This is a genomic window from Baekduia sp. (assembly GCF_035318805.1).
In the GTDB taxonomy this organism is placed as follows: domain Bacteria; phylum Actinomycetota; class Thermoleophilia; order Solirubrobacterales; family Solirubrobacteraceae; genus Baekduia.
Map to the genome: position 1 here is coordinate 39,627 of NZ_DATHDY010000030.1, position 17,403 is coordinate 57,029.

Here is a 17,403-nt window from a genome sequence, read left to right on the forward strand (position 1 = left end):
ATCCCTCGGTCAGGGGAGAGCGGCGCCGCGGGCTCAGAGACGGAAGGCCGCGATCGCGTCGCGCAGCTCGCTCGCGGTGCGCGCCAGCTCGTGCGCGGACGCGGCGACCTGCTGCGTGGAGGCCGACGTCTGCTGCGTCGAGGCCGACACCTCTTCGCTGGCCGCCGAGGAGTCCTCGGCGACGTTGGCGATCTCGGCGACCTCCTCCTGCACGCGCGCCAGCTCGCCGACCACGCGGTCGGCGGCGTCGGCGATCGAGTTGACCTGGCGCGTGACGTCGTCGACGGCGCTGCCGATGGCCTCGAAGGCGGCGGCGGCCTGCTCCACCGTGGCGCTGCCCTCGCCGGTGCGCTCGGCGCCGTGCTCGACGGCGCGAACCGCCCGGCCGGTGCCGTCCTGCATCTCGGTGATGAGCACCGAGATCGAGCGCGCCGCGACCTGGCTCTCCTCGGCGAGCTTGCGGACCTCCTCGGCGACGACCGCGAACCCGCGGCCCTGCTCGCCGGCGCGGGCGGCCTCGATCGCGGCGTTCAAGGCCAGCAGGTTGGTCTGCTCGGCGATGCCGGAGATCGACGCGACGATGCCGCCGATCTGCTCCGACTTGCCGGCCAGCTCGCGGATCGCCTCGGTCGCGTCGCCGGAGGCGTCGCGGACGGCGGCCATGGCCTCGGTGGCGGCGTGCGCGGCGGCGACGCCGTCGCCGACCACGGCGGTCGTGCGCTGCGCGGCCTGCGCCGTGTCCTGTGCGGTGCGGGCGCTGTCGCGCACCGCGTCGCCGACCGAGTCGGTGCGCTGCCGCGCGCTCGCGACCATGCGGGTCTGGCGCTCGGCACCGTGGGCGACGCCCTCGACCGCCGTGGCGATCTCCTGGACGGCGCGGCCCGTCTGCTCGGCCGTGCTCGACATCTCGTGCGACGCGGTGCTGAGCTGGTCGGCGCTGCGCGCGACGCCGCCGATCATGTCGGCCAGCGCGGCGCGCGTGCGCTCGTAGGCGCGCAGCGACTCGCCGGTGCCGGCGATCGCCTCGTTGAGCGTGCGCCCGGCGCGGGCGATCTCGTCCTCGCCCCTGACCTCCAGCGGCTCGGTGGTCGAGGTGACGGGCTTGGTCAGGTCGCCCGTGGCCATCGCGCCCATGCCGTCAGACAACGCAGCGATGTCGACCGCCGACAGCTGGTCGAGGCGCTCGACGAACGCGCCGATCGGCCGGGTCAGCCGGCGGGCGATGACCATGACGGCGCCGACGAGCAGGATCAGGGCCAGCAGGCCGACGGCCAGCAGTTTCTTGCGCAGCGCGCTGACCTCGGCGAAGACCTCGCTCTTGGGCGCGACGGTGATGAAGCCCCAGCCGCCGGTCTTGACCGGCGACCAGGTGATGAGCACGCGACGGCCGGCGTGGAACGGATCGTCGGCCTCGACCTGGCCGGCGCGGCCGGCCTTGACGCCGGCGGCGACGCGGGCGAGGACCGGGGCGTCCTCCGACCGCGCGACCTGCGCGAGCGTCTTGGTGCCCACAAGCTTCTTGTCGGGCGCCGACGCGAACGTGCCGTTGTTGGACACCAGCATCGCGTAGCCCGACTGGAGGACCTTGATGCGACCGACCTGGGCGTTGGTCTGGTTCAGCGCGCGGTCGATGCCCACGACGCCGATGAACTTCCCGCCGCGCAGGATCGGCATCTCGTAGCTGGTCATGAGCGTGCCCTCGTACAGGTAGGGCTGGACCACGAGCGGCTTCTTGGTGGCCTTGGGCACGTCGTAGTAGTCGTTGCCCTCCATCGAGTCGACCGGCACGTTGGCCAGCGCGCCGCCGGCACGGGTGAAGTAGGGCGAGAACCGACCGGCCTTGGCCTGGCCCGGGACGCCGGCGAACGCCGCGTCGCGGCCGTCGAACGCGTTGGGCTCGTAGCCGAGCCAGAAGCCGAGGAGGTTGGGATGCGCCCGGGCGACCTGCTGCAGCATGCGCTGCGCCTCGGCGCGGTCGCCGTGGTGGTAGGAGGCCATCAGCGCCGCGAGGTTCACGCTCGTGTCCTGCTGCTCGCGGAAGTTGCTGTCCTCGGCGGCCGCGTGGCGGCCGGTCAGCTCGGCGAGGCGGCCCGAGACCGCCTTGCGCTGCGACTTGTCGGCCGTGTCGATGGCGATGAGCGTCAGGGCGGCGATCGCCACGACCGCGATCGGCACGATCGCGAGGATGAGCTTCAGGCGCAACGAACGCAGGGGCGGCATGCCCTGGGAGGTCGGCCGCTACACGGACAGCTTGAACCGCCCGGCCAGGCGGTGCAGCTCGCGCGCGCTGCCGGCGAGCTCCTCGGCGCCGGAGGCGATCTGCAGCGTCGAGGACGAGGTCTGCTGCGTCGAGGCGGCGACCTGCTCGCTGGCGGCCGAGGACTCCTCGGCGATCGACGCCACCTCCGCGATGTCCGCGGTCATCTTGGCCGAGCGCACGGCGATCCCGCCGACCGCCGCGGCGATCTCCGCCACGCGCGAGCTGGTGACCTCGACGGCCTCGCCGATGGCGGCGAACGATGTCCGCGCGGCCTCGACCGTGGCGACGCCCTCCTCGGTGCGGGCGGCGCCGTCTTCGACGACCTGCACCGCCCGCTCGGTCTCGGTGCGGATCTCGCCCACGACCTCGGCGATCGACCGCGCGGCCTTCTGGCTCTCCTCGGCCAGCTTGCGCACCTCGTCGGCCACGACGGCGAAGCCGCGGCCCTGCTCGCCGGCGCGTGCCGCCTCGATCGCGGCGTTCAAGGCCAACAGGTTGGTCTGCTCGGCGATCCCGCCGATCGTGTCGACCATCGACCCGATGCGCGAGGAGCGCTCGCCCAGCGCGCGGATCGTCTGCGTGACCTCGGCGGACGCGCCGCGGACCTCGGACATCGCCTCGGTCGCCGCGCCGACGGCGCTGGCGCCGTCGTGGGCCAGCTGCTGGGCGCGGCCGGCCTCCTCGGCGGCCTGCTGCGCGTTGGCGGCCGACTCCCGCGTGGAGGCCGAGACCTCGGTCGACAGCGCGCGCACGGCCTCGACGGAGCGGACCTGGCGCTCGGCGCCGTGGGCGACCTCGCCGACCGCACGGGAGATCTCGTCCACGGAGCGGCCCGACTCGGCGGCCTCGCCGGCGACGCGCGAGGACAGGTCCGAGACGCGGTCGGCCGCGGAGGACACCTCCCCCACCATCGCGCGCAGGTTGGTGGTCATGCCCGCCAGCGCGCGGCGCAGCTCGTCGTCGCCGGAGTGCGGACGCAGCTCGCCGGAGAGGTCGCCGCGCGCGATCCGGTCGGCGTGGGCCGAGAGGCCGCGCAGCTCGCCGAGCAGGTGGGCGAGCGACAGGGCGAGGCGGCCGGAGTTGTCGTGGTCGGAGACGTGGAACGCCTTGACGTCGGGATGCAGGTTGCCCTCCGAGATGGCCTGGGCGACCGCCGACATCGGCACGAGCTGGCGCTTGGTCTCGAGCATCGACCAGACCGCCAGGAGGACGCCCATGAGCAGCGCGGCGACCGAGCTGATGACGAACACGGACCGCAGGTGCGCGGCGTCGCCGGCGACGGAGTCGGCGTGCACCGACTTCATGCCGTGCGCGATGACGGCGACGAGGACGGTCTGGGCGACCAGGTTGGCCACCAACACGGTGTAGACGCGCAGGTGCGCGGACTGCAGACGGCTGACCCGGTGGGCCTCGGGCGGCAGCGCGGGCTCGGCGGGCTTGTTGGTGTTCATGGTCTGCGTCTCCCTCTCAGGCGGTCAGCGTGAAGCGGTTGGCCAGGTGGTGCAGCTCGGTCGCGCTGGCGGCGAGCTCCTGGGCGCTGGAGGCGATCTGCTGCGTCGACGCGGTGGTCTGATGCGTCGAGGCGGCGACCTGCTCGCTGGCGGCCGAGGACTCCTCGGCCACCGCGGCGACCTCGGCGATGTCTGCGGTCATCCGCGCGGAGCTGAGCGCGATGGCGCCGACGGCGGCCGCGATCTCCGCGACGCGCGAGCTGGTGATCTCGACGGCCTCGCCGATCGCGGTGAACGACGCGCGGGCGGTCTCGACCGTGTGGACGCCGTCCTCGGTGCGCTGGGCGCCCACCTCGACGACCTGCACGGCGCGATCGGTCTCGCCGCGGATCTCGGTGACCAGCGCGGCGATCGAGCCGGCGGCCTGGCGGCTCTCCTCGGCCAGCTTGCGCACCTCGTCGGCCACGACGGCGAAGCCGCGGCCCTGCTCGCCGGCGCGCGCCGCCTCGATCGCGGCGTTCAAGGCCAACAGGTTGGTCTGCTCGGCGATCCCGCCGATCGTGTCGACCATCGACCCGATGGCCGACGAGCGCTCCCCGAGCGCGCGGATGGTGCGCGTGACCTCGGCCGAGGCGCCGCGGACCTGCTCCATGGCGTCGGTGGCGGCGCCGACGGCGGCCGCGCCGTCGTGGGCGAGCTGCTGGGCGCGGCCGGCCTCGTCGGCGGCCAGCTGCGCGGTCGCGGCGGAGTCCTGGGTCGAGGCCGAGACCTCGGCCGAGAGCGTGCGGACGGCGTCGACCGAGCGCACCTGGCGCTCGGCGCCGTGGGCGACCTCGCCGACGGCGCGCGAGATCTCCTCGGCGGAGCGCCCGGACTCGTCGGCCTCGGCCGCGACGCGGTCCGAGACGCCGGAGACCTGGTCGGCGGCCGCCGTGATCTCGCCGACCATGGCGCGCAGCCCGTCGGTCATGCCCGCCAGCGTGCGCCGCAGCTCGTCCTGCTCGGAGCGCGGGGCCAGGTCGCCGGAGAGGTCGCCGGCGGCGATGCGATCGGCGTGCGCGGCGACGGTGCGCAGCTCGTCGAGCATCGTCCGGATCGCGCCGGCGGCGCGGCCGAGCTCGTCGTACTCGTGCGCGACGAGGTCGCGCTCGGCGGCCGGGTGAAGGTCGCCGGCGACGATCGCGGTCGTGACGTCGTGCAGGGCGACCAGCCGCGCGTTGAGGTCCCTGGACGACTTGACGCTGACGATGCTGCGCACGACGAGCACGCCGATCGCCAGGACGAGGTAGACGACGAACAGCCAGCCGAGCTTGTGCTCGTAGTTGGCCTTGGTGAGTCCGCCCAGCTCGTGGGCGACGAACACGATGTAGGTGATCTGGACCGCGATCAACCCCACCATCATCACCGCGAGGTTGCGCGTGGTCGACGCGCGGGCCCCAACCCGTGCGCCGGGCTCCTGCTCCTGCTGTGCGTGCACCCTGGCTCCTCCGTGAATACGGGCTACGCCCGGGTAGTCGGTCACCCGATCGGGTGACTTGAGGGGCCGCGTCAGGCCACGTCGGAGACCGGCTGGAAGTCCAGCAGCGGCACCAGCGGCTCGTCGAACGGGCGGTCGTGGCGGTCCAGTTTCAGCGCGGCGAAGGCCTCGACGCAGGCGGGATCGAACTGCGTGCCGGCCTCGGCCTGCAGGCGCGCGACGGCCTCGTCGTGGCCGAGCGCCGGGCGGTAGGAGCGGTCCGAGGTCATCGCGTCGTAGGCGTCGGCGACGGCGAGGATGCGCGCGTCGAACGGGATCGCCTCGCCGGCGAGGCCGTCGGGGTAGCCGCGGCCGTCGTAGCGCTCGTGATGGTGGCGGGCGCCGGGGACGTAGATCGCGAAGCGGGCGACCGCCCCGATGATGTGCGCCGACAGCGCGGGGTGCCGGCGGACCTGCTGCCACTCGTCGTCGCTGAGCGCGCCGGGCTTGTGCAGCACGCTGCGCTCGAGGGCGACCTTGCCGACGTCGTGGAGCATGCCGGAGAGGTGGATGCGCTCGCAGTCGACGTCGGGCAGGCCCAGGGCGTGCGCCAGCTGCACGGCGTAGCCGGCGACCTTCTCGGAGTGCCGAGCGGTGTAGGGATCGCGCGCGTCGATGGCGCGCACGAACGCGAAGATGGTCTCCTGGTTGAGCGCCTCGAGCTCCTGGACGCGCTCGAGCAGCGAGCGCGTCAGGCTGCCGCAGACCCAGCCGACGAGCATCATCGCGCCGCCGCGCACCAGCCAGGCCTGGTCGACCTGGTCGGACTTGCCCAGCAGCGCCAGGGCTCCGGGCTCGGCCAGCGCGGCGCAGGTCGCGCCGGCGACGAGCCCGACCCGCGGGCCCCAGAGCACGGCCGCGAGGACCACGGCGATGTAGTACAGGTGCGTGATCGGCGTCGGCGGACCGCCGACGGCGACGACCAGCCCGGTGATGAGCACGACCGCCAGCAGGACGGCGGCGACCGCGACGGGGCGCCTGCGCCAGGTGGCGAGGACGTGCGCGATCTCCGGTTGCGGAAGGTTCATGCGCAGCGTCACCCACGTGGTCATCGGCCACCGACCGCCGCGGCTTGACCCGCCGGGCGACCACCTCGGCGTGTGGTGGGTGTGGCTCGGCGGAAGCGTTCGCCGCTACGGCCCCTGGAGATACGCCGCGATCAGCGCATCGAGCCCTTGGGCGGCGGCGCGGTCGGCGATGAGCTTGCGGTCGAGGTCGGCGACCGCGTCGGTGACGGCCAGTCCGTCGCGGGTGTCGAGGCGGTCGAGGTTGGTCCGGGCCAGGTCGTAGCGGCGGCGGCGAAGCTGCTCGACGTGGCCGGCCGTGAGCGGCACGTCGACGGTGCCCGAACCCGGGTCGGGCGCCCAGCCGAGGGCGTCGAGGACGGCGATCGCATCGCGGTAGATCGACACCAGCGCACGCTGGGCCGGCGCACCGAGGGTGGCGATGTCCTCGAAGTACTCGTGGTTGGCCTCCAGGACCACCAGGGTCTGGAGGCGCAGGATCTCGCCGAGGTATGGGTCGACGGCGATGACGCGCTCGTCGTTACGCTGCGTGGTGCTCACGGAGTACGCGCTCCTTGGGCCATGCCCCCGGCCGCTGACACGGCGCGGGGGCGCTTTGTTGATGAGGTTGCGCCATGCTACTCAGCGGCGCGGACCGCTTGTCAAGGGACGGGCGGGGTCCTGCCGGTGCGGCGCTCGCTCGACCCGTGCGCCATGGGCATGAGGGTGGCGACTCGAGCGTGTTGGCCCTACTCAGCCATCCTTGTGCCGATTCGTACGATCTCGTTGGTCGAGAGATGCGGAGTTTCGGCAGCAAGTTGGGGACCCGCTCGCCGAGCAGAGCCAGCTGCCGCCCGCCGTCTTAGCCTGGATCCCGTTCCATCCGGTGGTAGTGGTGAGGTGACCTCCCAGATCGGGCGCGCGGGCGCCACCGGGCACAAGCTGCTGCGCGCCCGCCGACTCGGGCTTTTGGAACCGGAAGATCATGGCCAGGTTGCAACGGCGGGCTGGACCTACTCGATCGGCGTGCGCCAGCAGCAGCACATCCAGGCCGCGACCGCCGCGATCGATGAGACCAACTGGGAGCCGCGCTTCCCCTCAGGCAAGTTCTACGCCAACGCCCGGAAGGTGATCGCCGCGCTGGCCCACAACCTGTTGCGCTGGACGCATCTGATCGCGCTGCCCGGCTAACCCGTCCGGACGGCCCTCACACACCCCCGACCAGATGCCCAAGCCTCCGACCCCGCCGCTCACCCCGCCCACACGCCGATCAAACGGTGGATCGAGGCTCAGCAATGGAACCATGGCCGTCAGACGCGGGCTCGGCGTTCAGAACGCCGAGCCCGCAGACCCAACTTCGCTACTGCGTGGCCTTCCGGACGGCCGCGAGCGGGTTGCAGTTCGGACCCGCGACCTCCGCCTTGAGCGCGCTGAGATCACCGGCGCTGATCCCGTCTGCGACGCGGGCGGAGCGCTGAGCGATCTCGCCTGCGATCTCGGAGGACTTGAAGACGCCCCATCGGGGGACGTCCGTCGCGATTGTTCGGGCGACGTCGGCGGCATCGGGATCGTCGAGCGCCGCGTTGTACCAGTCGCAGCGGAGGTTGTTGAGGATTACGAACTCGAGCAGGCTCGCGCTCGTGCCGCCTTGGTCGGCTGCGGCGACGAGGCCGACGTCGTCGAGGCTGTCGGCTTCGGGCAACGGGAGCGTTGCGGCGAACTGGTCGGCGTAGGCCTTGATCTCCGTGTACGTCTGGAGGTACGGCCCGGCGTTGAGGTCGGCCGGGGCCGGCCTCTCCTTCAGCTGCGCGGACTTGGCGATGAGGGCGGCGTTGGCCTCGGCACGGGTCGGCTTCTGGGCCTCAGCGGGCAGGCCGATCGCGGCGGCTCCGATCAGGAGGCCAGCAGCTGCGGTGAGTACTGCGTAGCGCTTCATGTGACCGTTCTCCTAGTAGATGGCGGAGCCGTCGTGGTCGGTAAACGAGCTGCCTAGCGAACGACCCCGGATGACGAAGCAGGTGCCGTTGGTGAAATAGTATCCGGAGCCTCCGGCTGAGCTGATGTTGATGTACTGGTACGAAGTCGAGCCCGTCGAGAAGTCATTGTACTGGTAGGCGGAGTAGTCGCTGCAGTAGTTGTAACTGATGCGGCTCGGCTGCGGCGGGGAGTCCAGCCACCGGTAGCGCTGGTCGGGGTAACTCCCGATCGTGCGGTTGCCGCCGTAGGTCGTGACGGTGGTCCACATGTCGAAGTTGGGCAACAAGGCGTCGGCTTGGGCGACGGACGTCATCGACAGCGCTAGCGCGACGACGCAGGCGCCCGCAAGCAACATCTTGAGCACGGCTGCTCCTTCGGTGAGGGGTTGGTGATGAACAGGAAGCGCGCGCAGCCTATAGGAGGGGTGCTTAGCGGTCAACCGTTCTCTTCTTATTTAGCTCAAGGCCACGGCCGCGCGCGCTGTCGTCCGCGGAGCGCCGGGAGGAATCGGTCGCGCTCCGGCATCGGGGACGAGAACCATCATCATCGCTCAGGGTCGTGAACCGTGGACGCGGCGACTGGCGCCCCGCTCCGGTCCAACGCGGCAGGAGCCCGGGTGCCAGCAACGCCGAACCGAGGGACGGAACTCCGACAACGCCCAAATCACAGGTTCGAGTACTTCTGGTACATCGCGACAAAGCCCAGCACGAGCCCTACGACCCCGCCCACGATGCCGCCCGAGACGGCGGCGTGGGCCAGCTTGCCCGCGACGAACACCCCGGCCGCGGCGAGCAGTGCCGCGAGGACCAGCGGAAGGAGCCCGGCGTCCGTGGATCGACCCTCCGCGGCGCAGGCCGCTTCGCGCGCTGTGACCAGTCCGACCACGACGACGAACGCGAGAACAAGACGCGCGGCATGGGACGGCCTCCGGTCGCCTCCGTGCCGCTGGACCGGAACGACCGTATCCCACTTGCTGACCATCTCCCGGGAACCCGGGTGCACGGTCGGTGCAACGTCCAGCTCGGAGCTCAATCAGAATCCGGAGATTGCAGGACTTGCCCCATGGGCCGGCCGGGAGTCGAACCCGGATCTGATGGATTATGAGTCCACTGCTCTTCCCATTTGAGCTACCGGCCCGCCAGCGATCCTAGGGGACCCGAGCGGGTGGTCAGACCTACTCGTCCTTCGGTGGATCTCGGGGTTCGAGCTGCAGCTCGTCGTGGGCCGGGAGGCCGGCTTCGAGCTCGCGGCCCCGCTCCAGCTCGGCGTTCAGCTCGGCGCCCACGAGCACCGCGATGTTCGAGATCCACAGCCATACGAGGAACGCCACGACGCCGCCCAGGGCGCCGTAGGTCTTGTTGTAGGACGCGAAGCTCGCGACGTAGACCGCGAACGCGGCCGAGGCGATCAGCCAGATCACCAGCGCCACGAGCCCGCCGACGGTGATCCACCGGAAGCCGGGCTGCTTCACGTTCGGCGCGGCGTAGTACAGGATCGAGAACATCGTCGCGACGACCAGGGCGATCACCGGCCACTTCGCGATGTCCCAGGCCGTCACCGCTACGCTGCCGGCGCCGATGACGTCCCCGAGCTGCCGCGCGACGGGACCCGTGACGACGACCGCGATCGCACACAGCGCGAGCAGCAGGATCATCACGGTGGTGACGGCCACCTGGATGGGGCGCAGCTTCCAGAACGGCCGGCCCTCCCCCACCTCGTAGATCGCATTGCACGCGCGGGCGAACGCCCCGACGTATCCCGAGGCGCTCCAGATGGCCAGGACGAGCCCGACGACGAACGCGAGGCCCGCGCTGCTGCGGCCGTTGGCGACCTGCTTGATCGCCCCGGAGAGGATCTCGTTGGCCGGGCCGGGCGCGAGCTTGCCCAGGTTGTCGAGCAGCGGCTGGGTCGCCGACGGGCCGACGAGCCCGATGATCGACACCAGCGCGATGATCGCGGGGAAGATCGCCAGCACCCCGTAGTAGGTCAGGGCCGCCGCCCAGTCGGTCAGGTTGTCGGCCTTGAACTCCTTGAAGGTGCGCTTGAGCACGCCGCCCCAGGAGCGGGCGCTGAGATCCTGCGGGCTGTCGGGGACGTCGTGGTCGCGCTGCGCGCCGGTCGTCGGGCCGCCGTCCTTGGTGAAGCGGCGCTCGGGAACTGAGGGTCGAGCCATGCCCGCGGCGTACCCGGCGCCCCGCCCATCGCGAACCAGGGCTCGACGCCTGGCGCGTCGCCGCCCTACGTCCCGGCCGTCACCTTCGCCACGGCGCGCTCGAGCTCGCCCGGCGAGAACGCGCCCTCGAAGCGCGTCGAGACCACGCCGTTGCGGTCGATCACGAACGTCCACGGCTCCGTCTGCAGGTGGAACGCCACGAGCTGCGGCCGCAGGCCCTTCGAGGCGTTGTTGTCGGCATAGACCTCGTTGTGGATGAACGAGGCCTTGTCGCCGAACTTGGACTGCACCTGCGCGACGACGTCGACCACCGGGCCGCACACGCGGCTCTGGCAGAGCTGCGGCGTGGCGAACGTCAGCACGACGGGCTTCTTGCCCACCACGTCGGCGAAGTCGTCCTTCAGCAGCGAGGTCGCCGGCGGGAGGCGCGTGTCGATCTTCGCCACGTCCCCGGCGACGTCGGCCGGCGTCTGGGTGTGCACGACCGGCGCCTTCTGCCCGGGCCCGGGCGGCGTCTTGCCCTGCGCGCCGACCTTCACCGCGATCGGGCTCGTCGCGACGACGCGCCCGTCGAGCTTGGCCAGCGCGAGCATCGCGTAGCGGCCGTTGCGCTTGAACGGCACGTCGGCGACGTAGACGCCACGCGCGGCGTTGGGGTCGGTCGCGGTCTGCTTGCTCTCGAACTGCGGCGAGACCTTCAGCGACTCGCTGCGCGCGAGGTATGGCCCGTGCGCCCCCGCGCCGTCGACCTTGCCGACGTAGAGCGCCACCCCGGCGCCGGCGATCTGCTTGCCGGCGTTGTCGAAGAGCGCGAAGCCGATGCGGTCCTTGCCCTTCTCCAGCAGCGACACGCTGGGCACGAGCGTCGGCCCGCTGGGCAGGTTGCCGATCACGTCGGGCAGCGTGTGGCCCTCCGCCGGGGGGAAGTCCTCCGCGCTCGCGGTGGGCACCGGCTCGGCGGGCGCGGCCGTGTCCTTTCCGCTGCTGCCGGAGGAGCCGCACCCGACGGCGACGAAGAGCGGCGCGGCAAGCGCGAGCAGCGCGCCGAGCAGGCGGGAGGAGGGAGCGACGCGGACCATGGCGCCGGGAAGGCTAGTGGGGTGATTGGATACAGCGCGCCGGTGTCGTGTTAAGCGGAGATGAGGGAGAGATCCAACGTGGCGCAGCGTGCAGCGATCGTGACGGGCGCGTCGAGCGGCATCGGGCTGGCCATCGCGGAGGTGCTCGGCGAGGAGGGCTACTCGCTGACCGTCGCCGCACGCCGCCCCGAGAAGCTCGAGCAGGCCGTGCAGGGCCTGAAGGACAAGGGCTACGAGGTCGAGTCCGTCGCCGGCGCGCTCGGCGACGAGGAGGGCGTCAAGGCGGTGGTGGCCGCCCACCGCGAGCGCTACGGGCGGCTCGACGTGCTCGTCAACAACGCGGGCGTCGGCATCGGCGCGCCCGTCGCCGAGATCGACACCAAGAAGCTCGACATGCAGCTCGGCGTCAACCTGCGCTCGATCATCCTGTTCTACCGCGAGACCGTCGACCTGCTGCGCGCCGCGGCCAAGGACCAGGGCACGGCGCTGGTGGTCAACACCGCGTCGATCTCGGGCAAGCGCGGCCAGCCGTGGCTGTCGGTCTACTCGGCCACCAAGGGCGCGGTCGTCACGTTCACCGAGGCCATGCACAAGGAGCTGTCGGGCGAGGGGATCAAGTCCACCGCCTTGTGCCCCGGCTTCGTCGACACGCCGATGACCGAGTTCGTCAAGGGCCAGGTCCCGGCCGAGCAGATGATCACGCCCGGCGACATCGGCGAGGCGGTGCGGCTGCTGCTGAAGGTCTCCCCCGCCTGCATCATCCCCGAGATCCAGTTCATCCGGCCGGGCGACTGAGGCTCCGCACGCGCCTCGCGGCCGCGCCGGTCGCGGGCGATCGCCTAGTCTGCGGACCTTCCGCGGGGTCGAGGTGGCTTCAGCGTACGCCGAGGCGGTCGGGACGCCAAGGCGATCTCCTCCTCGTGAAAGGAACGTTGCATGCAGTTGGGTGTCCACATCGGCTACTGGGGCCTCGGGCTCACCAGCGCGGACCAGCTCGCCATCGTCCAGGAGGCCGAGCGGCTCGGCTACGACAGCGTCTGGACCGCCGAGGCCTACGGGTCGGACGCGGCGACGATCCTCTCCTGGCTCGCCGGCCAGACGACGACGATCAAGCTCGGCTCCGGGATCTTCCAGATGCCGGGACGCAGCGCGGCGATGACGGCGATGACCGCCGCGACGATCGACCAGCTCTCCGACGGCCGCATGCTGCTGGGCATCGGCTCGTCGGGCCCGCAGGTCTCCGAGGGCTGGCACGGCGTGCGGTTCGGCCAGCAGCTGCAGCGCACGCGCGAGTACATCGAGGTGGTCCGCAAGGCGCTGGCGCGCGAGCGGCTGGAGTACCACGGCGAGACGATCGAGCTGCCGCTGCCCGACGGGCCCGGCAAGGCGCTGAAGCTGACGATCGCGCCGGTGCAGGAGAACATGCCGATCTACCTGGCGGCGATCGGACCCAAGAACACCGCCTTGGCCGGCGAGGTCGCCGACGGCTGGATGCCGACGCTGCTGTCCCCCGAGCACCTGCCGCTGCTGCGCGAGTCGCTGGAGGAGGGCGCGGCGCGCGCGGGCCGCTCGCTCGACGCCTTCGACATCGCGCCGACCGTCAACGTGAACATCACCGACGACGTGGAGGGCGCGCGCGACGCGGTCCGCCCGTTCATGGCGCTCTACGTCGGCGGCATGGGATCACGCGACAAGAACTTCTACAACACGCTCGTGCAGCGCTACGGCTTCGAGGACGCGGCCCAGCAGGTCCAGGACCTGTACCTGGAGGGCAAGAAGGAGGAGGCCGCCGCGGCGCTGCCCGACGAGCTGATCGACCTGGTGTCCTTGGTCGGCCCGGCCGACCGGGTGCGCGAGCGCCTGCGCGCCTACGCCGACGCGGGGGTCGGCACGCTCGGCGTGTCGCCGATGGCGTGGACGCGCGACGAGCGCATCAAGCAGCTGCGCCTGGTCGCCGAGCTGGCGGAGGACGTGATCTGAGAGCGCTGCTCGGCGCGTTCGGCGACGCCGGCCACGCGTTCCCGATGATCGCGCTGGGCCGGGCGCTCCGGGCGCGCGGCCACGAGGTCGTCGTCGAGACGTGGACGCGCTGGCAGGCGGACGTCGAGCGCGAGGGCCTGCGCTTCGCGCCGGCACCGGAGTACCACGTCTTCCCCACGCTCGAGCGCCCGCTCAAGCCGTACGAGGCGGTGGTGCGCGCGACGGGCGTGACGCGCGAGCTGGTGCGCGTCGAGCGGCCCGACGTGGTCGTGGCCGACATCCTGACGCTCGCGCCGGCGCTGTCGGCGGAGCTGGAGGGCGTGCCGTGGGCGACGCTCGTGCCGCACGTCGACCCGCGGGGCGCGGCCGGGTTCCCGCCGTATTCGGTGGGCGCGCGGCTGCCGCGGACGGCGGTCGGGCGCCGGTTCTGGGGGCTGTTCGATCCGGTGATCGGGCGCGGGCTGGAGCTGGGGCGCGCCGAGCTGAACGAGACGCGCCGGCGGCTCGGGCTGGGCCCGCTGGCGCACGTGCACGGCGGGATCAGCCGGGAGCTGGCGATGGTCGGGACGTTCCCGCAGCTGGAGTATCCGCGCGGCGGCGGCGGTGCCGAGCCCGGCACGCACGTGGTCGGGCCGCTGCAGTGGGAGCCGCCGTTCGGCGAGGTGGAGCTGCCCGACGGGGATCCGTCCTGGCCGGTCGTGCTGGTCGCGCCGTCGACCGCGCAGGATCGCGAGCACGTGATGCTGCGCGCGGCGCTGGAGGGGCTTGCGCGACTGCCCGTGCGCGTGCTGGCGACCACGAACCGGCGCGCGCCCGCGACGCCGCTGCCGGTGCCCGCCAACGCGCGGCTGGTCGACTGGGTCTCGTACTCGCAGACGATGCCGCGCTGCGACGTGGTGGTCTGCCACGCCGGCCACGGCACGCTGGCGCGCGCGCTGTCGAGCGGCTGCGTCGTCGTCGCCTGCCCGGCGGCGGGCGACATGAACGAGAACGCGGCGCGGCTGGACTGGGCGAGAGCCGGCGTGCGGCTGCCGCGCCGGCTGGTGTCGGCGCGCGGGCTGCGGGTGGCGGTGCAGCGAGCGCTGGCGGATCCGTCGCTGCGGGCGCGAGCACGCGAGCTCGCGGCCTGGCACGCGCGGCGCGACCCGGCCGATCGGGCGGCGGAGCTGGTCGAGGGGCTGGCGGCGCGCAGGGCCTGATCTCCGTCCGAGACACGAACTAGTGTTCGTGTCCGTGGAGCGGGAGTGGCTGGCAGCGAAGCTCGAGGCGGGCGCGTCGTACGAGACGATCGCGCGTGAGGCTGGGTGCTCGCCGTCGAAGGTGTCGTATTGGGCGGGGAAGTGGGGGCTGACGTCCGCGCATACCGAGCAGCACGCCGCCCGAGGGGGCATCGACGAGGCGCTGCTCCGTGATCTCGCCGCGCAAGGGCGCTCGATCCGCGCCATGGCGGCGGCGCTCGACCGCAGCCCTACGACCGTCCGCCACTGGCTCGGCAAGCTCCAGATCCGGACGCCGGCGGCGATCCGCATCGCCGAAGGACGCGCTGCGCGGGAGACCGGCACCGAGCACCCGCTGCTGACCTGTCCGATCCACGGGTTGACCCGTCATGTCGGCCGTGACGACGGCTTCCGTTGCGCCCGCTGCCGATCTGACCACGTCACGGAGCGACGGCGCCGGGTGAAACTGCTGCTCGTCGAGGACGCAGGCGGCGCCTGCGCCATCTGCGGCTACGACCGCTACCCCGGTGCCCTTCAGTTCCATCACGCAGACCCGACCTCCAAGGCGTTCGAGATCAGCGGCCGGGGCGTGACGAGAGCGCTCGAGGCTGCACGAGCCGAGGCGCGCAAGTGCGTCCTGCTGTGCGCGAACTGCCACGCTGAAGTCGAACGCGGCGTGACCGATCTTCCCGTAAGATCGAGTCCGCCCGGGCAAGTCCCGGGTAGCGCAGCATCCGATCCGGGGTAGCTCAATCAGGCAGAGCATTCGACTGTTAATCGAAGGGTTGTGGGTTCGAGTCCCACCCCCGGAGTTCCAGAAGCCCGCCTCTCGAGGCGGGCTTCCTCGTTCTCAGTCGGTCGGGCGACCCTCTTCCATGCGCTCGCCCAGGTGCTGGTGGAGGCGCTGCTCGACGTTGGCGCGGCGGGCCACGAGCTCGGTGATGCCGCCGCTGCGCGCGACCTTCGCCGCGGAGATCTGGCGGTTGATGTGGGCCAGCTCGACGCGCGCCAGCTGGCTCTGCAGCACGGCGCGCGACAGGTCGCTCTGGTCCGCCGCCGCGACCAGCCCGACGATCAGGCGGCGCAGGGGCTCGTCGTCGCCCTCGGCCAGCCCGTGCACCGGCGCCTCCCAGTGCTCGCGGAGGTAGCTGGCCGCTCGCCGGTTCAGGTCGTCGGTGAACGCCTCGTCGGGCAGGCGCGACAGCGTGTCCCGGCCGTCGTCCTTCATGCCGACGCAGTAGGCCAGCAGGGCGCGCTCGGCGCGCACGGCCGGGTCGCTGGAGACGGGCAGCGCCTCGGGCTCGCGGCGCGGCGCGGGCCCGCCGCTGCCCCAGCCGTTGCCGCCACCGCGGTGGCCCGGCGCGCCCGCGCTGCCCGGCGCGGGCAGCCACGAGGACACCAGCGACGGGGCGAGGTCGACGCGGTCGGCGACGTGCGCCAGCAGCTCCTCACGCAGCGCGCTCGGAGGCAATGTGGCGAAGGCCGGCTTCAGCGCGGCGATCACCGCGTCCTTGCCCTCGGCCTGGGTCAGGTCGCCGCGTTCCAGCTCCCGCTCGATCTGGAACCGCACGAACGGGACGGAGGACTCGACGAGGGCGCGAGCCGCGTCGGCGCCCTGCTGCTGGACGAGGTCGGCGGGGTCCAGGCCCTTGGGCAGCGGCACCACGCGCAGCTGCAGCTGGCGACCCGCGGCGAGCCGCGCCGCGCGCAGCATCGCCTCCTGGCCGGCGCTGTCGGCGTCGAGGGCGAGCAGGATGGTCTTGCCGAGCTTGGCCAGCTCGCCGACCTGCTTCTCGGTCAGCGCGGTGCCCATGATCCCGACGACGTTCTGCATCCCGGCCTGGTGCAGCGCGAGGACGTCGGTGTAGCCCTCGGCGACGATCACCTCGTCCGCGCGCGCGGACGCGCCGCGCGCGAGGTGCGCGCCGAAGACCATGTCGCCCTTGGTGAACACCTCGCCATCGGCCGAGTTGAGGTACTTGGGTTGCTGGTCGGTCCCGAGCGCGCGGGCCCCGAAGCCGAGGATCCGCCCGCGCGCGTCGCTCAGCGGGAACATGATGCGCCGGCGGAAGCGGTCGTAGATGCGCCCCTCGCCCTTGGCCCGCACCGCGAGCCCCGCGTCGAAGAGCTCCTTGTTGCCGTAGCCGCCTTGGCGGCCGGCCGTCAGCAGCTTGTCCCAGGCGCTCGGCGCGTAGCCGACGCGGAAGGTCCGCAGCGTCTCGTCGCTCAGCCCGCGCTCGGCGAGGTACAAGCGCGCCGGCGCAGCCTCGGCCGAGTCCCAGAGCCACTTCTCGTAGAAGCTCGCGGCGCGCTCGAGGAGCGCGAGGAGCCGGTCGCGCTGGCGCCGCCGCTCCGCGGCCGCCGGATCCTCGTCCTCGACCGCGATCTCGACCCCGTAGCGCTGCGCGAGGCTCTCCAGCGCGCCCACGAAGTCCAGGCCCTCGGTCTCCATGACGAACCGGAACGCGTCGCCTCCCACCCCACAGCCGAAGCAGTGGTAGAAGCCGTCGTCGGCGTTGACGCTGAACGACGGCGTGCGCTCCTCGTGGAACGGGCAGAGGCCCTTGAAGCGCCCGGGGCCGGCCCGGCGCAGCTCGGTGCGCGTCGAGACGAGGTCGACCATGTCGACCGCCTCGCGGACCTTCTCCTTGCTGTCGTCGGCGTAGCGGGGCATGCGGCAGCACGGAGCATAGGCGGCCCCGCGCAGGGGTCTGCTGCTGATCCGGGCGCGCCGGCTCGCGGCTGG

The 17,403-nt window shown here is 72.3% G+C and carries 16 protein-coding genes and 2 tRNA genes; 6 read left to right on the plus strand and 12 right to left on the minus strand.

Going from position 1 to position 17,403, the window contains the following annotated elements:
• Positions 1-33: 33 nt before the first annotated feature.
• The 5 genes from VK501_RS07580 to VK501_RS07600 all read right to left on the minus strand — a co-directional run bounded on the left by VK501_RS07580 (position 34) and on the right by VK501_RS07600 (position 6,792).
• A complete protein-coding gene (locus VK501_RS07580; RefSeq protein WP_324336244.1) occupies positions 34-2,220 on the minus strand; it encodes a methyl-accepting chemotaxis protein in 2,187 nt (728 codons plus the stop codon).
• 18 nt (positions 2,221-2,238) lie between these two features.
• Positions 2,239-3,711 carry a methyl-accepting chemotaxis protein gene (locus VK501_RS07585; RefSeq protein ID WP_324336246.1) on the minus strand — a complete coding sequence of 491 codons (1,473 nt, stop codon included), beginning with the start codon at positions 3,709-3,711 and terminating at the stop codon, positions 2,239-2,241.
• A gap of 16 nt (positions 3,712-3,727) precedes the next feature.
• Positions 3,728-5,188, minus strand: coding sequence for a methyl-accepting chemotaxis protein (locus VK501_RS07590; RefSeq protein WP_324336249.1), 1,461 nt, complete (start codon positions 5,186-5,188; stop codon positions 3,728-3,730).
• A gap of 71 nt (positions 5,189-5,259) precedes the next feature.
• A complete protein-coding gene (locus tag VK501_RS07595; RefSeq protein ID WP_324336251.1) occupies positions 5,260-6,279 on the minus strand; it encodes an HD domain-containing phosphohydrolase in 1,020 nt (339 codons plus the stop codon).
• An 81-nt stretch (positions 6,280-6,360) separates the two neighbouring features.
• Entirely contained in the window at positions 6,361-6,792 is a 432-nt protein-coding gene (locus tag VK501_RS07600) for a hypothetical protein (RefSeq protein ID WP_324336253.1), read from the minus strand.
• Positions 6,793-7,131: 339 nt separating this feature from the next.
• On the opposite strand from VK501_RS07600, the gene VK501_RS07605 reads away from it, so the two are divergent.
• Positions 7,132-7,422 carry a hypothetical protein gene (locus VK501_RS07605; RefSeq protein WP_324336255.1) on the plus strand — a complete coding sequence of 97 codons (291 nt, stop codon included), beginning with the start codon at positions 7,132-7,134 and terminating at the stop codon, positions 7,420-7,422.
• 169 nt (positions 7,423-7,591) lie between these two features.
• On the opposite strand, the gene VK501_RS07610 is transcribed toward VK501_RS07605, so the two are convergent.
• The 6 genes from VK501_RS07610 to VK501_RS07635 all read right to left on the minus strand — a co-directional run bounded on the left by VK501_RS07610 (position 7,592) and on the right by VK501_RS07635 (position 11,460).
• Positions 7,592-8,167, minus strand: a complete 576-nt coding sequence (locus VK501_RS07610; protein WP_324336257.1) for a hypothetical protein — start codon at positions 8,165-8,167, stop codon at positions 7,592-7,594.
• Positions 8,168-8,179: 12 nt separating this feature from the next.
• Complete coding sequence (locus VK501_RS07615; protein ID WP_324336259.1) at positions 8,180-8,572, minus strand: hypothetical protein; 393 nt, start codon at positions 8,570-8,572, stop codon at positions 8,180-8,182.
• 299 nt (positions 8,573-8,871) lie between these two features.
• Positions 8,872-9,240 (minus strand): hypothetical protein, encoded by a 369-nt coding sequence (locus VK501_RS07620; RefSeq protein ID WP_324336261.1) that lies wholly within the window; start codon positions 9,238-9,240, stop codon positions 8,872-8,874.
• Between the two features lie 31 nt (positions 9,241-9,271).
• A tRNA-Ile gene (locus VK501_RS07625) sits at positions 9,272-9,345 on the minus strand.
• 37 nt (positions 9,346-9,382) lie between these two features.
• Positions 9,383-10,381 (minus strand): YihY/virulence factor BrkB family protein, encoded by a 999-nt coding sequence (locus VK501_RS07630; protein WP_324336263.1) that lies wholly within the window; start codon positions 10,379-10,381, stop codon positions 9,383-9,385.
• 65 nt (positions 10,382-10,446) lie between these two features.
• Positions 10,447-11,460, minus strand: coding sequence for a hypothetical protein (locus tag VK501_RS07635; RefSeq protein ID WP_324336265.1), 1,014 nt, complete (start codon positions 11,458-11,460; stop codon positions 10,447-10,449).
• Positions 11,461-11,538: 78 nt separating this feature from the next.
• Here VK501_RS07635 and VK501_RS07640 point away from each other — a divergent pair, with 78 nt between their 5' ends.
• From VK501_RS07640 to VK501_RS07660, 5 genes are all read left to right on the plus strand, one after another.
• Complete coding sequence (locus VK501_RS07640) at positions 11,539-12,255, plus strand: SDR family oxidoreductase (protein ID WP_324336267.1); 717 nt, start codon at positions 11,539-11,541, stop codon at positions 12,253-12,255.
• 141 nt (positions 12,256-12,396) lie between these two features.
• Entirely contained in the window at positions 12,397-13,440 is a 1,044-nt protein-coding gene (locus tag VK501_RS07645) for an LLM class F420-dependent oxidoreductase (protein WP_324336270.1), read from the plus strand.
• Positions 13,441-13,484: 44 nt separating this feature from the next.
• The gene (locus tag VK501_RS07650; RefSeq protein ID WP_324336272.1) at positions 13,485-14,639 is read left to right on the plus strand and encodes a glycosyltransferase; all 1,155 of its coding nucleotides are present in this window, start codon (positions 13,485-13,487) and stop codon (positions 14,637-14,639) included.
• A gap of 28 nt (positions 14,640-14,667) precedes the next feature.
• Complete coding sequence (locus VK501_RS07655) at positions 14,668-15,405, plus strand: hypothetical protein (RefSeq protein ID WP_324336274.1); 738 nt, start codon at positions 14,668-14,670, stop codon at positions 15,403-15,405.
• Positions 15,396-15,469: transfer RNA gene (locus VK501_RS07660), tRNA-Asn, on the plus strand. Before VK501_RS07655 ends, VK501_RS07660 begins: the two co-directional genes overlap by 10 nt.
• A 38-nt stretch (positions 15,470-15,507) precedes the next feature.
• Here VK501_RS07660 and dnaG read toward each other — a convergent pair.
• Positions 15,508-17,331: a DNA primase gene (gene dnaG / locus VK501_RS07665; RefSeq protein WP_324336276.1), complete on the minus strand. Its 1,824-nt coding sequence runs from the start codon at positions 17,329-17,331 to the stop codon at positions 15,508-15,510.
• Between the last annotated feature and the right edge of the window lie 72 nt (positions 17,332-17,403).

Bases quoted from the DNA above. Each gene is read 5' to 3' on its own strand.
- VK501_RS07580 (WP_324336244.1), bottom strand. From the start codon at position 2,220: ATGCCGCCCCTGCGTTCGTTGCGCCTGAAGCTCATCCTCGCGATCGTG.
- VK501_RS07585 (WP_324336246.1), bottom strand. From the start codon at position 3,711: ATGAACACCAACAAGCCCGCCGAGCCCGCGCTGCCGCCCGAGGCCCAC.
- VK501_RS07595 (WP_324336251.1), bottom strand. From the start codon at position 6,279: ATGACCACGTGGGTGACGCTGCGCATGAACCTTCCGCAACCGGAGATC.
- VK501_RS07610 (WP_324336257.1), bottom strand. From the start codon at position 8,167: ATGAAGCGCTACGCAGTACTCACCGCAGCTGCTGGCCTCCTGATCGGA.
- VK501_RS07630 (WP_324336263.1), bottom strand. From the start codon at position 10,381: ATGGCTCGACCCTCAGTTCCCGAGCGCCGCTTCACCAAGGACGGCGGC.
- VK501_RS07635 (WP_324336265.1), bottom strand. From the start codon at position 11,460: ATGGTCCGCGTCGCTCCCTCCTCCCGCCTGCTCGGCGCGCTGCTCGCG.
- VK501_RS07645 (WP_324336270.1), top strand. From the start codon at position 12,397: ATGCAGTTGGGTGTCCACATCGGCTACTGGGGCCTCGGGCTCACCAGC.
- VK501_RS07650 (WP_324336272.1), top strand. From the start codon at position 13,485: ATGATCGCGCTGGGCCGGGCGCTCCGGGCGCGCGGCCACGAGGTCGTC.
- dnaG (WP_324336276.1), bottom strand. From the start codon at position 17,331: ATGCCCCGCTACGCCGACGACAGCAAGGAGAAGGTCCGCGAGGCGGTC.